The organism is Sphingopyxis sp. Root154 (genome assembly GCF_001427105.1).
Lineage (GTDB): Bacteria > Pseudomonadota > Alphaproteobacteria > Sphingomonadales > Sphingomonadaceae > Sphingopyxis.
Genome location: NZ_LMGI01000002.1, coordinates 862,610 through 878,663, shown reverse-complemented (window position 1 = coordinate 878,663; position 16,054 = coordinate 862,610). Strand labels below are relative to the sequence as shown.

The window sequence follows — 16,054 nt, the reverse complement described above, 5'->3', positions numbered from 1 at the left end:
CTCCGAAGCGTCAGCCCTCCGCGCAAAGGGAATCTCTTGCGCGCCGGCTCGCGCGGGATTGGCGCAGCCATTGGCGAGCAGCTTGCGCGCGGAGGCTACGCCGTGGCCCTTACCTAATGTATCGAGCGAAGCCGCCGCACATGAAATCGAAGCAAAAATGAGTCCGCTGAAGCGCGTGGCACAACCCGAGGAAATCGCCGGTCTTGTGGCTGACGTAGTCAATGATGAAGCTGGCTATATGACGGGAGCCAGTCTCACGATCGACGGCGGATTTAATCTCCAAGTTTTGAAGGCGGCGTTCTCTGTACGCGCCGCCTCTCGACGTTCGCTTTTGCAGCATTTGCGCTCAAAATCTGCCTGCCTGCCATCGGCCAAATCCGGCGATGAGCGAACGCACTGTCACACGTGCGCCAGCGCAAAGTCCAGCGCCGCGCGCGCTGCTATGACCTGAGCTCGAATACATTTCTCCGGGGTCGTGCGCGGGCTGTCAGGATAGACTTCGGTGGTCGTCGTGTAGCGCGCGCCGGTGATCGAGGGACAAAGAGCCAGCTCATTGAGCGGATATTCGATCACGCCGTGCTCAACGACGGTCGAACCGATGATCTCTCCTTTTGAATCGGGGCGCGCGATATGGGTCACCTGTTCCACTGCGGCGATGATCGATCGCTGGAATTCGGGTTGCGGATTCTCGCTGTCGTCGACGAGGTAAAAGCCATCGGGGATGATGCCCGCCTCAAAATCCTTGCCGTCGCGCGCGGCTCGCGCGGGACCGAATTCGATTTCGTCGCTATCGGTCGTTTCGTGCAGGTCGATATGCACCAGGAACGGGCTTGGCATGGATCGAACGAGCTCGATAAGCGCGGTGGATTCGCGCGCCGGACCGTCGGCACGAAAATTCCGGTTGGGATCGACGGCGTCATAGTTCCAGCGATTGATGCGCTCATACGCCCAAGGGCTGACGCAAGGCACCACCAGAAGATTGACCTTGCCGGCGTAATCCTCCGCGCTCGTCTCGAGAAATTCGAGCGCGCCGAGGACTCCGCTGGTTTCATATCCATGCACGCCGCCGGTCAGCAGCGCCGACGGCAGGGCCGGATCGAGATACCGATCGCGCAGCGCCAGCAGTGCGAACTGCTCCCCGGCATAATCGAGCTTGCCATATGTGAGTTTCTCATAACGTTGCGCCAGAGCGTCGATCCGCGGCACGATGTCGACATCATAGCGGCGCAAGCGCGATTGGCGGCTGCGCCACTGGTCCAATTCGATGGCGTCCCAAGGTTGCCCAAGGTTGCCCACTGGATAAAAGCTGGAATCGGTCATCTCATTTTGTCCTAATAGATCGGAGACTCGCACAACAGGGCGGGAGGTCAAAGCGCCTTGGCAGCGAACCATGGATCTATACGCCGGATCGCCTCTTCGACCAGGTCGGTCGAAACGGCGAAGCTGAGGCGGATGAAGCCATTGCCGTCCACCGGATCGAAGTCCAGGCCGGGAGCCACGGCTACGCCCGTATCGTGCAGCAGGGCTTCGCAGAAGGACAGGCTATCGTTCGTCAGGTGCCCGACATCGGCATAGATATAAAACGCGCCATCCGGCGGCGCGATTCGACGCAGACCCATTTCTGGAAGGGCCTTGAGCAGGAGTTCGCGGTTGCGCGCATATGTGTGAATGTGGCCTTCCAGTTCGTCCCGGCAGTCGAACGCGATCAGGCCGGCATGTTGGGCGAGGGACGGCGGCGTCAGAAACAGATTGCCCATCCGGGCGCGGGCGGCGTCGACGAGGTGCTCTGGCACAACGAGCCATCCCAGGCGCCAACCGGCCATGCTGAAATATTTGGAGAAGCTGTTGACGATCAGTGCGTCGGGCGCGTGCTGCAGCATGGACTCGGCCGGAAGCGTGTAGCTGAGGCCGTGATAGATCTCGTCCGATACGAGAGCGATGCCGCGGCGCTTGCACACCTCTGCTATGGCCCGGAGCTCGTCGGGCGGAATGATGGTTCCGGTCGGATTGGCAGGGCTCGCGACGATCAGGCCGTCCGGCGCCGGCTCCAGCCGCTCGATCGCGTCGGCGGTGATCTGGTACCGTTCGACTTCGCCGCAGGCGAGTTCGATCGGCGAGAGATGGAGCGCCTTCAGCGTATTCCGATATGCGACATAACCGGGGCGCGCGAGGGCTACGCTGGCGCCGGGCGAAAAAAGACAGGACAGCGCGAGGACGAAGGCGGGCGACGCGCCGCAAGTGAGTATGACCCGTTCCGGATTTACCGCGACGCCATAGGCTTCGCCATAATGTGCCGCGATACGGGCTTTGAGATCCGGGCTTTCCCAATAGCCCATGCCATCGGCATCGAGAATGCGATGCGCAACCTCAATTGCGGCTTCCGGAGCACCCGTCGACGGCTGGCCGAACTCCATATGAATCACCGATCGTCCTTCGGCTCGCATCCGATGCGCGAGACGGCTGATGGCGATGGCATGAAAGGGATCGATCTCAACCGGCATAGCGAATTGGCTCCACTGTAATTATCTCAAATGCTTTGCGCATGGCCGATAGGGTAGTTCCATGCCACTTCCTTTGCGCACGACGTCTTCTTGAAATCGGGACAACGCCAGTGGATGCGCTGAACCTTCAGCAATCAGCGGGGGAGAGGGTTCGGACTATTCCCGGATCGAAATCATATTCTCATAACCTTGGCGCGGCGGCGCATCCTCGTGAAAGGAAGAAAAGACGCGTTTGGATGACCGCGAACCGCCCCTTAAATCAGAGAAAATGCACGCAAATTAGAAAAATTCAATCCCATTTGGAAAATTATTTGGACTTTCACGGTCAATCCGTCATGTCTGAGCCGTCCAAACAAGTCGAGGGGATTGGCGGTCATGCGCACAGGTTTGATCCGGTACGGTTTTGCATTATCCGCGCTGCTGCTCGGCGTGTTTGTCGGGGCGCCGGCGATGGTGCAATCGGCGGCAAGCCAGTCGGTTGCCGTCGCCCCAAGCCTCTCGGAGTACGAAGCGCAGGACGTGATGATTCCGATGCGCGACGGTGTTCGTCTGCACGCACAGGTCTGGCGCCCCAAAGGCCATATCGGTAAACTTCCTATTCTTATGACGCGGTCGCCCTATGGCTTTACCAAGGACCGCATCGACCTCGGCCTCAGCAAGGCGGGAGGCTATGGAGAACTGGCCGAGGACAAGTTTATCTTCGTCTTTCAGGATATCCGCGGTCGATTCGGCTCCGAAGGCGAGTTCGTGAACCTGCGCCCGCTCAAGAAAACCGCGGACGGCATCGACGAAGCCACCGACACTTTTGACACGATCGACTGGTTGGTGACGAACCTGCCCGACAATAATGGCAAGGTCGGTGTGTTCGGTGTGTCGTATGGCGGCTGGACCGCCGCGGTGGCGACAGTGAATCCGCACCCGGCGCTCAAGGCGGTGACCTCACAGGCTTCGCCCGAGGACATGTTCATCGGCGACGACTTCCTGCACAATGGTGCCTTTCGGCTCGACTACGCCTGGTCATGGGTGTCGGCGCTGGAAACGGACGGCCGGACGATGAACGCTTTCGATTTCGGGACCGACGATGCCTATGACTGGTATCTGAAACAGCCGGACCTCGCCAACATGGATCAGCGGCTGCTAGGCCGCTCGATGCCAAGCTGGCAAAACTTCGTTTCGCATCCGAACTATGACAGCTTCTGGCGCGATAGCCGTACCTCGCACATGATGCCTGCGAAGGTTGCCGTCCCCAATTTGATCGTCGCCGGCTGGTGGGATCAGGAAGATTTTTATGGCCCCATGACGATCTACGCCAATCAGGAGAAGGGCGACGATCGTGGCCTGAACTATCTGGTCGTCGGGCCGTGGAATCATGGAGGCTGGCGCGGCGAGGGCAGTAAATACGGCCCGTTCGAACTGGGCGGACAGACGGGGCAGTGGTTTCGCAGTTCGGTCGAACTTCCCTGGTTTCGTCATTGGCTCAAAGGCGTCGGCGAACTCGATCAACCGGAGGCGCTCGTCTTCCAGTCGGGCAGCAACCGGTGGCAGCGCCTTTCGCGCTGGCCTGCAGTCGAGGGCAAGCGACGCAACCTGTATTTGCAGGCCGACGGCAAGCTGTCCTTCGACGCCCCGCAGCCGCGCAAGGGCGTCAGTAGTTTCGTGTCGGACCCGGCGAACCCGGTCCCGTATCGCGATCGCGCCATACTGAAGCCGTTCATGCGGCCCGGATCCGACTGGTCGACGTGGATATCCGACGATCAGGCGCCCTTCGCGAAGCGAAAGGATGTGCTGTTCTGGCAGACCGAGCCACTGGCTGAGGATGTCACCGTCGCTGGCGACATCGCGGCGCGCCTGTTTGCCAGCACGACAGGCACCGATGCCGACTGGGTGGTCAAGCTGGTCGATATCTATCCGTCCGATGCGACGACGCCCGAGGTGTTACGTGGCCGTCAGCGGATGATCGCGAATGACGTGTTCCGTGGCCGCTTTCGCGCCAGCTACGAAAAGCCGGCCGCGATTAAACCGGGCAAGGTGTTAGAGTATAAGATCGACCTCCATTCGGCGTCCCACGTGTTTCGAAAAGGGCACCGTATCGGGGTGCAGGTTCAGAGCAGTTGGTTCCCGCTGATCGACCGCAACCCCCAGACCTTCGTACCCAATATCCTGAGAGCAAAACCGGGCGATTATCGGGCGCAGACGCATTCGGTCTTTTATTCGCGCGATTTTCCCTCCTCAATCTCGATGTCCGTGGCGCCCGACGCGAAATGAGAGTTTGTTCGGTGTCTGCGTTTCGGATCCGAAAGCGGACAGGCCACAAACAGCCACTGCACAGATTGGGAAGATTGAGGTCGTCTACAACTAGTCGGCCAGACGTGACGATTACGATAGGTGGCCAACGATCGCGGATGCAGCCCGCCGCAACGGGATATGGCGGGAACGGTATTACCTTCTCGATGATGGCGGCGCAGATGCTGCACGGCCTTATCTGCGGTTAAGGCGCTCCGGACGCCCACCCGCATCGACCAATTGCAAACTTTTGGGCCGCTTTGCCCGCGAATATCGACTTGGAAAGTCTTTCTGCTTCAAGGTCATGGCCTGTGGAAGCGCGCGGCCGGCGGGCTATTCTTCACCGCAGATTGTTGCGAGGGGTGGCCTAAAAGGTGGCCCAGAATTTTCTCAGAATTTCATTAATATCTGAAAACAAACGATAAATCAAAAATGATGGTGCGGTCGAGAAGACTCGAACTTCCACGGCCTTTCGGCCACAACGACCTCAACGTTGCGCGTCTACCAGTTCCGCCACGACCGCACATCATGATGGTCCGGACGGGTCCGGCACCAGGTAGGAGCGGGCGCCTAGCAAAGCTTTCCGGGTGATGCAAGCGAGCTTCGATGCATTTATTTTTGCAGGTGCGAACAAGCGGCCCCTAGCGCCGCTGCCAGTGTCATCGAACCGACTCAAAAGAGTCGCTCAACTGTCACCGCTCTGGCGTCAGACCGTCATCGAATCATCCTAGTGGCGGCGTCACCGGGGGCGAGTCAGCACATCTCTTCTCGTTCGCCGGTGATTTTTCATCAGGGGCGCCGCTCAACCGATATTGGGGGCGCACACCGGGAACGGAGATTTTCATGGCGGCTTTCGCACGCATTCGTTTGGTCATGCTCAGCGGCGTGGCCTGTTCCATTCTTGCGGCGTGCGGTGCCGACGGGGTCGCGTCGCCGGGTGAAGGCGTGATCGTCATTCCGACGCCCACGCCGACGCCGACCCCCACACCGACCCCGACCCCGGGGACCGTGACCCCGGCTGCGAACTGCCCGACCATTGCCGGCCCCGACCAGCTCGCGAACCTCGGCACCGTTTCAGGGCCCGGCGGCGAATGGCGCAACTGCGGCTTCCCGACGCGCTTCACCGCGACGACCGCAATTCCGAAGGTCGCGGGCGTTCTCTATTCGCTGCCGGGCCGTGTCGATGTCGGCACCGACCAGGGTGCGACGAGCACGAACAATGTCGTCACGCTGACGATCGACCCGGGCGTCACCATCTTTGGCGCAACGGGCGTTTCCTTCCTCGCAGTCAATCGCGGCAACCGCATCGACGCGGTGGGCACACCGACGCAGCCGATCATCTTCACCGGCCGCGGCAACGTCGTCGGCTCGGCCGGCGACCAGACGTCACAGCTGTGGGGCGGTGTCGTCCTGCTCGGACGCGCGCCGATCACCGATTGCCTTGCCCCGGGCGCGGCGCCGGGCACCGCGGCTTGCGAACGCGACACCGAAGGCACGTCGAACGCGCTCTATGGCGGCGCGCAGCCAGCCGATAACTCGGGCCGCCTGTCCTACGTCCAGATCCGCTATTCGGGCTTCATCCTGTCGGCGGCAAGCGAACTTCAGGGCCTGACCCCGTCGGGCACCGGTTCGGGCACCCAGATCGACCACGTCCAGATCCACAACAGCTCGGACGACGGCATCGAAGTTTTCGGCGGCCGAGTAAACATGAAGCATCTGGTGATCACCGGCGCCGAAGACGACGGTCTCGACACCGACGTCGGTTACAAGGGCAACATTCAGTATGTCATCGGCGTGCAGCGCGAAGGCGGCGCGGTCGGCGACTCGATGATGGAAATCGATTCGAACGGCAACGAAGATGCGGTTCCGCGCCAGAATGTCGCGATCTCGAACTTCACCTATATCCACCGCAACAATGCGGCGGGTAACGGCGTGTCGATCCTCGTCCGCGGCGGCGCGGACTATACCTTCGCCAACGGCCTGATCGTGGCGCCGGGCTTCCGCTGCCTGGGCCTCAACAGCGCGACGACGATCAACCCGGTCAACGCCGCTCTCGACGAAGCCGGTCCGCCGAAATTCTTCTCGGTCTCGCTGCAGTGCAACGCAACGCCGTTCCGCGGCACGAGCGGCGTCACCGACGCGCAGGTGCAGACGATCTTCGAAGCCGGCACGAACAACCGTTCGAACTATGTGCCGTCGCTGACCAGCCTGTTCATCAACGGTGCGACCGAAACCGGCTTCACACCCTTCGATGCGAAGACGCTGAACGCCTTCTTCGACACCACCGCCTATGTCGGCGCCGTCCGCGACGCCAACGACACCTGGTATCAGGGCTGGACCTGCAATTCGTCGACCGCGAACTTCGGCACGACGAGCCGCGCCTGCAGCGCCATTCCGACGACCTGATCGCTCGCGATCCAATTGGGGAGCGGGCACGCCTGACCGGCGGGCCCGCTCCCTTCCTGCATATTCTTGGGGACTTTCCATCATGACCAAGCGGCCGATCTTTGCCAGCCTGCTTCTCCTCAGCTCCGCTCTCGTCGCGCCCGCCGCTCTGGCGCAGGACACAGGCGCGCCCGCGCCTGATGCGCCGCCGGTCACGACCGAAGCGCCCGCGACCGAGGATGCCGCGGCTCAGGATGACGAACAGGGCGATGTCTCGATCCCCGGCGGCGCCGATCAGGAAATCGTTGTCACCGGCCGTTTCACCCCCAACGTCGTTCGCGCGACCCCCGAAGTCGTCTCGGTCCTCTCGTCGGCCGACATCGCGCGTACCGGCGAAGGCGACATTTCGGGCTCGCTGCAGCGCGTCACCGGCCTGTCGGTCGTCGGCGGCGGCTTCGTCTATGTCCGCGGCCTCGGCGACCGTTACTCGCTCGCGCTGCTCAACGGTTCGCCGTTGCCGAGCCCCGAGCCGCTGAAGCGCGTCGTTCCGCTCGACATCTTCCCGTCGAACGTCATCGATTCGACGCTCGTTCAGAAAAGCTATTCGGCGAACTTTCCCGGCGAATTCGGCGGGGGCGTGATCAACCTCACGACCAAGGCGATCCCGCGCGAACCTTTCATCACCTTCAGTGGCGGCATCGGCTGGGACAGCGAGACGACGAACCAGCTTGGCTATACCTATTATGGCAGCGACACCGACGGCACCGGCTTCGATGACGGCAGCCGTGATGTCCCGTCGCTCCTGAAAGCCGCCTTCGCGAGCGGCAAGCCGATCCTCGAAGGCGCCGATTTCTCCCAGGAAGATCTGGAATTCATCCAGATGGAGCTGGTCAACAGCGACACGACGTTGCTGCAGCAGAATGATCATATCCCGGTCAACTGGTCGGCGGGCATCACCGGCGGCACGACGATCCCCCTCGCGAACGGCGAACTCGGCATCATCGCGACCGCGGGGATCAGCAACAAGTGGCGCACGCGCGACACGTTGCAGCAGACTTCGTTGAACCAGGATCTGTCGGGCGATCCGCAGACGAGCTACAACCGCGTGATCACGGACAATCGCATCGTCGTGAACGCGCTGCTCGGATTCGGGCTGGAAATGGGCGAGCACAAGCTGCGCTGGACCAACCTATTTATCCGCGACACGTTGAAACAGGCGCGCCTCGGCCTGGGCACCGACGCGAACCAGGTTGGCCGCGACATTATGAAGCAGGACACCGCCTGGTACGAGCGCCAGCTGATCAACACGCAATTCGTCGGCGAATTCCATTTCGACGCGTTGAAGGTCGACCTGCGCGGGGCATATGCCAATTCGCAGCGCGAGGCGCCCTATGAGCGCGGCTTCACCTATGTCCGCACCAACCTGCCGACGACGCAGGACCCGACGGGCGACAAGTTCGTCAACGACCTGGGCGGCAACCGCGGCGACGCGACGATTGCCTTCTCGGACCTCAACGAGGATCTGTGGTCCGGCGGCGTCGACGTGTCGTACGAGCTCGCCCCGCAGATTACCGCGACGGTGGGTTACGCCTATACCGACACGAGCCGTACCGCCGTGCGCCGCGCCTTCCAGTTTCGCGCCTCGGGTCTGCCGGTGCCGGTGACGCAGTTGCGTCCCGACTATCTGCTCTCCGACGCGTCGATCCAGCTCTATGACATCACGCTGGTCGAAACGTCGGCGCAGGACGGCACGGCGGCGTTCGACGCCGGGCTGACCACTCACGCCGGATACGCCCAGCTTCAGGCCGAGATCGTGTCGGGCATGAACGTCAACGTCGGCGTGCGTTATGAAGATGGCAAGCAGACGGTGGTGCCGATCGACCTGTTCGGCACGGGCGGAAGTGCGATTACGGCAACCAATATCAAGAATGACTATTGGCTGCCGGCCATGACGCTGACCTGGGAAGTGGCGCCCGATATGCAGCTGCGCCTCAACGCATCGAATACGATCGCCCGCCCCCAGTTCCGCGAACTCATCGCGCAAATCTATCAGGATCCCGAATCGAACCGCCAGTTCCGTGGCAACCCGTCGCTGGCCGACAGCGAGCTGTGGAATAGCGAGCTGCGCTATGAATGGTATTTCGCCAAGGACCAGCGTTTCACCGCGGCGGGTTTCTTCAAGAAGATAGAGAACCCGATCGAGGCTTACACCTCGCTCAGCACGGATTCGATCGCCAACACCAGCTTCGCCAATGCGCCCAAAGCGTTGCTTTACGGTGGCGAGGTCGAGGTTCAGAAATATTTCGCGCTCGACAAATTGTCGGACTCGGCCTTCTGGGCAAGCCGCCGCTTGGTGCTGATTGGCAACTACACCTACACCAAGTCGGAAATTCAGGTCGGCGCGGGCGACACCACGGTGATCAACGGTGTCGTGCAGGATGCGAGCAACTTCTTCTTCGACGGCGCGCCGCTCACAGGCCAGTCGGACCACCTGGTTAACGTCCAGATTGGGCTCGAAGATCAGGACAATCTGTCGCAGCAGACGCTGCTCCTGACCTATGCCAGCCCGCGCGTCACCAGCCGCGGTCCGTCGGGTCAGCCCGATATCCGCGAAAAGCCGGGCATCTCGCTCGACTTCGTCGCTCGTCAGGGCATCTCGCTGCTGGACAAGGAAATCGAGCTGAAGTTCGAGGCGCGCAACCTGACCGGGCGTAACTATGAGGAAGTGCAACAAGCGGGCGACAACCGCATCTTCCTCAACCGTTACAAGCTGGGCCGGACCTTCTCGCTCAGCGCGTCGCTGAAGTTCTAACGTGAAAATCCTCCCTGTCGCATAGCGACGGGGAGGGGCGGCCCGCGAAGCGGCATTGGATGGAAGGATGCTGGTCGATCCCGACCCTTCCGTCAGCCCCTTCCGGGGCGCTCATTTCCTGCCCCCGCGGCAAAGGGAAGATACCTTCGGGTCGCCTCAGCAGACTCGCCCGTCTGTCAAAAAACTGTAATCTTCCGGTCAACTGATTGTCACCGTTCGCCCCTAGGCGATTCGCGAGACAGGTTTTTTCAGTCTGGGGGGACAGAGACATTTCATGGCAACGCTGATGTCCGGATCGGCCGTTCGGCTGCCGCGCGCGCTGCCAGCCTGGTTGCGCACCGGGGGGCGCTCGCCGCGCGAGATCTGGCCGATGCTGCTTGCCGGTCTGCTCGGCGCGCTGCTGGTCTGGCAATGCGTTCGCTTGCTCTGGACATTGCTCACGCCGCTGTCCCCGCTCGGCGCGTGGCAACCGCAGGCCGCGGTGATCGCATCGCCCGCCGAACGGCGCGCACTCTTTTCCCAGTTCGACCCCTTCTTTCGCAGCCATGCGCAGGGGCCCGCGTCGACCACCGTCACCTCGGCGGGCCTGACGCTCTTCGGCATCAACCTCAACGAAGCGACGGGCGGCGGCTCGGCGATCATCGCGGGTGCGGATGGCATCCAGACCAGCTATGCTGTGGGCGACGAGATCGCGCCGGGGCTGAAGCTTGCCGGCGTCGCCTTCGATCATGTCCTGCTCGACCGCGGCGGCGCGCGCGAAAGCCTGTTTCTCGACCAGAGCGGCGAAGCGCCGGTCGCAAACCCCACGACGCCGCTGCCCGCGCCGACGCCCGAGATCGGGGCCGCGTCGGGCGGGGCGTCGGCGAGCGGCGAAATGACCCCCGCAGCGATCAAGGCGGGCGTCGGTTTTGCCCCGCGCACTGAAAACGGCCGCGTCACCGGCATCGTCGTGCAGCCGCAGGGCGACGGCGCGGCGTTCCGTGCCGCCGGCCTGCGCCCCGGCGACGTCATCCGTTCGGTCGGCGGACGCCCGATCGGATCGGCAAGCGATGCCGCGGCGCTTGCCAACCAACTTACGCCGGGGGCGCGTATCGCGCTCGAAGTCGAGCGCGGCGCCAGCGTCGTTCCCGTCGCCATTTTCCTCTCGAAACAATAGAGACCTATGCGCCTCAAACTTTCCCTGATGCTCGCCGCCGCGCTGGTTTCCGCCACGCCGGGACCGGCGTTCGGCCAGTACACGCTCAACGTCCGCGATGCCGACATTCGCGCCTTCATCCAGGATGCGGCGCGGGTCACCGGTCGGACTTTCGTCATCGATGGCCGCGTGAACGGCAAGGTGTCGGTCGTCACCGACCGGCCGCTGTCGCGCAGCGAATATTTCGAGATTTTCCTCGCGACCTTGCGCTCGAACGGCCTTGTCGCGGTCCCCGGACCGAGTGGCAGCTACCGCGTTCAGCCGATCGACGGCGCCGCGGCGCAGCCCGGCCGGATCGGGAGCAGCGGCGCGGCGCAGAACCAGTTCGTCACCGAAATCATCCGCCTGCGTTACATCGACGCGGTCTCGGCGGTCGAAACGTTGCGCCCGCTCGTCAGCGCGCAGGGATCGCTGACCGCGAACCGCAACGCAAACAGCCTTGTCGTCGCCGATTTTGCCGACAATATCCGCCGCATCCGCGCGCTCGCGTCGAGCATCGACCGCGACAGCTCGACCAGCCAGATCGTTACCCTGAAAAATGCCGGCGCGCGCGAAATCGCCGCCGCGCTGCAGGCGCTCGTCCCGGCGGCGGGCGAGGGTGCGCAAAAGCCTGTCGCGATCGTGCCGATCGACAGCAGCAATGCGATTGCCCTCAGGGGCGATCAGGCGATGGTAGCCCGTTTCGTATCGATGGCGAACGACCTCGACGCGAAGGCGGCGGGCGGCACCGAACTCCGCGTCTATTGGCTCGAACATGCCAATGCCGAAACCTTGCTGCCGACGCTGCAACAGCTCATCGGCGGCGGCAGCGACCCCGTGCAGAAGGCCGGTCTGCCGCCCGCCTCCTCTTCGTCAATGTCGTCGTCCAACGGTAACAGCGCGCCGGCGGCTTCCGCCGCCCCCGCTGGTCCGACGTCGGTCGGTGGCGGCGGAACCGGCAGCATCTCGACCCGCGGCCCCGCGATCATCACGCGTTACGAAGGCGCGAACGCGATCATCGTCGCCGCCAACAGCGAAGTGCAGCGCATGCTCGGCGAACTGATCCGCCAGCTCGACAGCCGACGGCAACAGGTGCTGGTCGAGGCGATCGTCGTCGAGATCGGCGACGATGCGGCGAAACGCCTCGGCGTCCAGTTCCTGCTCGGCGGCAAGAATATCCCGTTCGTCGCCACGAGCTACAGCAATGCGCAGCCCAACATCCTGACGCTCGGCGGCGCCTATGCCGCGACCAAGCTGACGCAGGACAAGACCACGGTCGATGGCGAAACCGTCGTTACCCAGACCACCAGCTCGCTCGGCAACAGCTTGCAGGAAGCGGCGGCGGCGTCGCTGCTCGCGGCGACCGGCGGTTTCGCGGGTTTCGCGGGAGACATCGGCAAGAACACGATTTTCGGCGCGATCATCAACGCGGTGAAGTCGGACACCACGTCGAACCTGCTCGCGACCCCGCATATCGTGACACTCGACAATCAGGCGGCGAAATTCCTTGTCGGGCAGGACGTGCCGATCACCACGGGCGAACAGCTGGGCGACAATTTCGAAAACGCCTTCCGCACCGTCCAGCGCGAAGAGGTCGGGATCAAGCTGGAGGTGACGCCGCAGGTCAATGGCGCCGGCGAAGTAAAGATGTTCCTGCGCCAGGAAGTGTCAAGCGTTGCTGGCCCGGTATCGTCGCGCAACAGTGATCTCATCCTCAACAAGCGCTCCTTCGAAACCGTGCTAACCGTCGACGATGGCGAGATTCTCGCGATCGGCGGACTGCTCAACGACGACGAGCGCAAGACGATCGAGCGCATCCCGCTGCTCAGCGACATTCCGCTGCTCGGCGAATTGTTCAAATCGCGCAGCCGCACGCGGTCGAAGACCAATTTGATGGTCTTCATCCGTCCGACGATCCTGCGCAATCGCGAGGACAATGCCGCGCTCACCGCGCGCCGTTACGGCTATATCCGCGACTTCCAGCTCCAGCGTAATCCGGGCGAGGAACCCGCGATCGATACGCTGGTGCGCGACTATCTGGGGGCGGTGCCGCCCGCGCCCACCGCGCCGACCGCCGCCGACATCACCGTCGGCCCGGTCAACCTGCCCGAACTGCGCGGACCCGACGGCAGCGTCACCACGACCGACGTTCCGCCCTCGATTTCGCAGGCGCCCGCACCGCCAACCGGAGACTATCCGTGACCGACATCGAACCGGCGGCGCCTCCCCCGGCGCCGGTAGATATTCCCTACGGCTTTGCCCGCACGCACGGTGTCGTCATCGCGCAGGGCGAGGGCGGCGCCTGGCTCGCGACCTTGCGCGAAGGCGCCGACCCCGCGGTACTGATCGAGGTGAAACGTTATCTCGCGCAGCCGCTGCGGGTGGCGACCGCGAGCGTCGCCGATTTCGATCGCCTGCTCTCCGACCATTATGCCGTCGACAGCTCGGCAGCCGCGATGGCGGGGTCGCTCGACGGCAGCGACATCGATTTCAGCCTGCCGAGCGCCGAGGATCTGCTCGACAGCGCCGACGATGCCCCCGCGATCCGCCTGATCAACGCGATCATCGCCGAAGCGGTGCGGCAGGGCGTCAGCGACATCCATATCGAACCCTATGAAAGCGGGCTTGTCGTGCGGATGCGCACCGACGGTGTGCTGCGCGAACACCTTCGTATGCCGCCGCACGTCGCGCCCGTCGTCGTCAGCCGCATCAAGGTGATGGCGCGCCTCGACATCGCCGAGCGCCGCGTGCCGCAGGACGGGCGCATCGGGCTGACGCTTGCGGGTAAAGCGGTCGACGTGCGCGTTTCGACGCTCCCAAGCCGAGCAGGTGAGCGCGTCGTGATGCGGATCCTCGACAAGGATGCGGCGGGGATCGACTTCGACGTCCTCGGCCTGACCGGCGCCGCCGATCAGATCCTTCGCGAAGCGCTTGCAGAACCCAATGGCATCATCCTCGTCACCGGCCCGACGGGGTCGGGCAAGACAACGACGCTTTATGCCGCGCTCAAGCAGCTCAACGATGGCCAGCGCAATATCCTGACCGTCGAGGACCCCGTCGAATATGCCGTCGACGGCGTCGGCCAGACGCAGGTGAACTCCAAGGTCGGGCTCGATTTCGCTGCGGGGCTGCGCGCGATCCTACGCCAGGATCCCGACGTCGTGATGGTCGGCGAAATCCGCGACCGCGAAACCGCCGATATCGCGGTGCAGGCGTCGCTGACCGGCCACCTCGTGCTCTCGACCGTCCACACGAATGACGCGGTCGGCGCGATCACGCGCCTCAAGGACCTTAAGGTCGAGCCCTTCCTGCTCGCCTCGACGCTGCGCGCCGTCATCGCGCAGCGGCTCGTCCGCAAGCTTTGCAATCATTGCCGCGAACCCGTGCAGGCCGACAACAGCGTAGCGGCGATCCTCGGCCTCGACATCGGCACCGTCATCTGGCGGCCGAAGGGCTGCGAGCAGTGCAGCGGCACTGGCTACAAAGGCCGCATCGGCGTGTTCGAGGCGATTAAGGTCGACGAGACCGTGCGCCGCTACATCTACAATGGCGGCGACGAGGCGATGATCACGCGTCATGCCTTCCTGAAATCGCCGACGCTGGCGTCGGCTGCGCGGACGATGGTGGCGAAAGGGCTGACGACGGCCGAGGAGGCGATCCGCATCGCGCGGCGCGAGGAAATCGATGCCTGATTATCGCTATGTGGCGATCGATCCGCAGGGCCGCGAGCGCAAGGGACGGCTGACCGCCGCCAACGACGATGCCGCGCGCGCCGACCTGATTCGCCGCAAATTCCATATCGTCGCGGTCGAGGCGGCGGGCGCGAAGCCCGCGGGCCGTTCGTTGCTCGCTTTCCGCAAGAATAAATTGGGCAGCAAGGAACTTGCGCTCTTCACGCGCCAGCTCGCAACGCTTGCCGAGGTCGCACCGCTCGAAGAGGCGCTGCGTACGCTCACGCGTCAGAGTGAGGCCGAAAGCGCGCGCAATGTCATCGGCGACGTCCACGCGGGCCTGCTCGAGGGCCGCCGTCTCGCCGACGCCATGGGGCGTCAGCCGCGAAGCTTTCCGCCGCTGTACCGTGCGATGGTCGCGGCGGGCGAAACGACGGGCAGCCTGACGACGATCCTCGCGCGCCTCGCCGACCTGCTCGAACGGCAGGCCGAGGTGCGCGGCAAGCTGATCGCCGCGCTCGCCTATCCGATCGTGCTCGCGGTGGTCGCGATCGGCGTCGTCGCGGCGCTGCTGATCTTCGTCGTCCCGCGCGTCGTCGAGCAATTCACCGACGTCGGCCAGCAACTGCCCTTCCTGACGCGCGCAGTGATCGCGATTTCCAGCTTCGCCGCGAGCTGGTGGTGGCTGATCGCGCTGCTGATCGCTGGGGGGACCTTTGGCTGGGTCCGCGCGATGCGCCGTCCCGCGTTCAAGGCGCGTGTCGATGCGCGGCTGCTTCGGCTGCCGCTGTTCGGCCGCCTGCTCCGCGATCTTTACGCCGCGCGCTTTGCGCGCACGCTGTCGACGATGGTATCGAGCCGTCTGCCGCTCGTCGACGGCTTGCGGCTCACGCTGCCGACGATCCGCAATGCTGCGCTCGCCGGCGCGACCGCCACGATCGTCGATCAGGTGCGCGCGGGTGGCAGCCTGTCCGCCGCGCTCCGCGATGCCGGCGTCTTCCCGCCCTTGCTCGTCTATATGACCGCCAGCGGCGAAAGCGCGGGCCGGCTCGAACAGATGCTCGAAAGGGCGGCCGATTATCTCGAACGCGAATTCGACCGCTTCACGGCCGCGTCGATGGCGCTTCTCGAACCTGTCATAATTGTCGTTATGGGGTGGTGCGTTGCCCTTATCATCCTCGCCATCCTGCTTCCGATCCTTCAGTTGCAGAACCTTGCAGGTCTATAA

General features: G+C 63.5%; 10 protein-coding genes and 1 tRNA gene. 8 read left to right on the top strand and 3 right to left on the bottom strand.

Annotated elements, in window-relative coordinates:
• The first annotated feature begins 58 nt into the window (after window positions 1–58).
• Window positions 59–451 carry an SDR family oxidoreductase gene (locus ASD73_RS23545; RefSeq protein WP_443027959.1) on the top strand — a complete coding sequence of 131 codons (393 nt, stop codon included), beginning with the start codon at window positions 59–61 and terminating at the stop codon, window positions 449–451.
• Here the strand turns inward: ASD73_RS23545 and ASD73_RS09960 are convergent.
• Complete coding sequence (locus ASD73_RS09960; protein ID WP_200934924.1) at window positions 400–1,392, bottom strand: M14 family metallopeptidase; 993 nt, start codon at window positions 1,390–1,392, stop codon at window positions 400–402. The two genes, ASD73_RS23545 and ASD73_RS09960, sit on opposite strands and share 52 nt — an antisense overlap.
• Complete coding sequence (locus ASD73_RS09955) at window positions 1,368–2,501, bottom strand: aminotransferase class I/II-fold pyridoxal phosphate-dependent enzyme (protein WP_056371926.1); 1,134 nt, start codon at window positions 2,499–2,501, stop codon at window positions 1,368–1,370. Before ASD73_RS09955 ends, ASD73_RS09960 begins: the two co-directional genes overlap by 25 nt.
• A 375-nt stretch (window positions 2,502–2,876) precedes the next feature.
• Between ASD73_RS09955 and ASD73_RS09950 the strand changes: the two genes are divergently transcribed.
• Window positions 2,877–4,766, top strand: coding sequence for a CocE/NonD family hydrolase (locus ASD73_RS09950; protein ID WP_056371924.1), 1,890 nt, complete (start codon window positions 2,877–2,879; stop codon window positions 4,764–4,766).
• 454 nt (window positions 4,767–5,220) lie between these two features.
• Here the strand turns inward: ASD73_RS09950 and ASD73_RS09945 are convergent.
• Window positions 5,221–5,307 (bottom strand) — tRNA-Leu (locus ASD73_RS09945).
• Between the two features lie 320 nt (window positions 5,308–5,627).
• Here ASD73_RS09945 and ASD73_RS09940 point away from each other — a divergent pair.
• The 6 genes from ASD73_RS09940 (at window position 5,628) to gspF (ending at window position 16,054) form a co-directional block, all read left to right on the top strand.
• Complete coding sequence (locus ASD73_RS09940; protein ID WP_056371922.1) at window positions 5,628–7,190, top strand: hypothetical protein; 1,563 nt, start codon at window positions 5,628–5,630, stop codon at window positions 7,188–7,190.
• An 82-nt stretch (window positions 7,191–7,272) separates the two neighbouring features.
• Window positions 7,273–9,981 carry a TonB-dependent receptor domain-containing protein gene (locus tag ASD73_RS09935; RefSeq protein WP_056371920.1) on the top strand — a complete coding sequence of 903 codons (2,709 nt, stop codon included), beginning with the start codon at window positions 7,273–7,275 and terminating at the stop codon, window positions 9,979–9,981.
• Between the two features lie 274 nt (window positions 9,982–10,255).
• The gene (locus tag ASD73_RS09930) at window positions 10,256–11,137 is read left to right on the top strand and encodes a type II secretion system protein N (protein ID WP_082521465.1); all 882 of its coding nucleotides are present in this window, start codon (window positions 10,256–10,258) and stop codon (window positions 11,135–11,137) included.
• Between the two features lie 6 nt (window positions 11,138–11,143).
• On the top strand, window positions 11,144–13,357 hold the full coding sequence (gene gspD, locus ASD73_RS09925) for a type II secretion system secretin GspD (RefSeq protein ID WP_056371918.1): 2,214 nt from the start codon (window positions 11,144–11,146) through the stop codon (window positions 13,355–13,357).
• The gene (locus ASD73_RS09920) at window positions 13,354–14,847 is read left to right on the top strand and encodes a GspE/PulE family protein (RefSeq protein ID WP_056371916.1); all 1,494 of its coding nucleotides are present in this window, start codon (window positions 13,354–13,356) and stop codon (window positions 14,845–14,847) included. Before gspD ends, ASD73_RS09920 begins: the two co-directional genes overlap by 4 nt.
• Window positions 14,840–16,054: a type II secretion system inner membrane protein GspF gene (gene gspF / locus ASD73_RS09915; RefSeq protein WP_056371913.1), complete on the top strand. Its 1,215-nt coding sequence runs from the start codon at window positions 14,840–14,842 to the stop codon at window positions 16,052–16,054. The genes ASD73_RS09920 and gspF overlap by 8 nt, the downstream gene beginning before the upstream one ends.

Bases quoted from the DNA above. Each gene is read 5' to 3' on its own strand.
- ASD73_RS09960 (WP_200934924.1), bottom strand. From the start codon at position 1,392: ATGGTTCGCTGCCAAGGCGCTTTGACCTCCCGCCCTGTTGTGCGAGTC.
- ASD73_RS09955 (WP_056371926.1), bottom strand. From the start codon at position 2,501: ATGCCGGTTGAGATCGATCCCTTTCATGCCATCGCCATCAGCCGTCTC.
- gspF (WP_056371913.1), top strand. From the start codon at position 14,840: ATGCCTGATTATCGCTATGTGGCGATCGATCCGCAGGGCCGCGAGCGC.
- ASD73_RS09940 (WP_056371922.1), top strand. From the start codon at position 5,628: ATGGCGGCTTTCGCACGCATTCGTTTGGTCATGCTCAGCGGCGTGGCC.
- ASD73_RS09930 (WP_082521465.1), top strand. From the start codon at position 10,256: ATGGCAACGCTGATGTCCGGATCGGCCGTTCGGCTGCCGCGCGCGCTG.
- gspD (WP_056371918.1), top strand. From the start codon at position 11,144: ATGCGCCTCAAACTTTCCCTGATGCTCGCCGCCGCGCTGGTTTCCGCC.
- ASD73_RS09935 (WP_056371920.1), top strand. From the start codon at position 7,273: ATGACCAAGCGGCCGATCTTTGCCAGCCTGCTTCTCCTCAGCTCCGCT.
- ASD73_RS09950 (WP_056371924.1), top strand. From the start codon at position 2,877: ATGCGCACAGGTTTGATCCGGTACGGTTTTGCATTATCCGCGCTGCTG.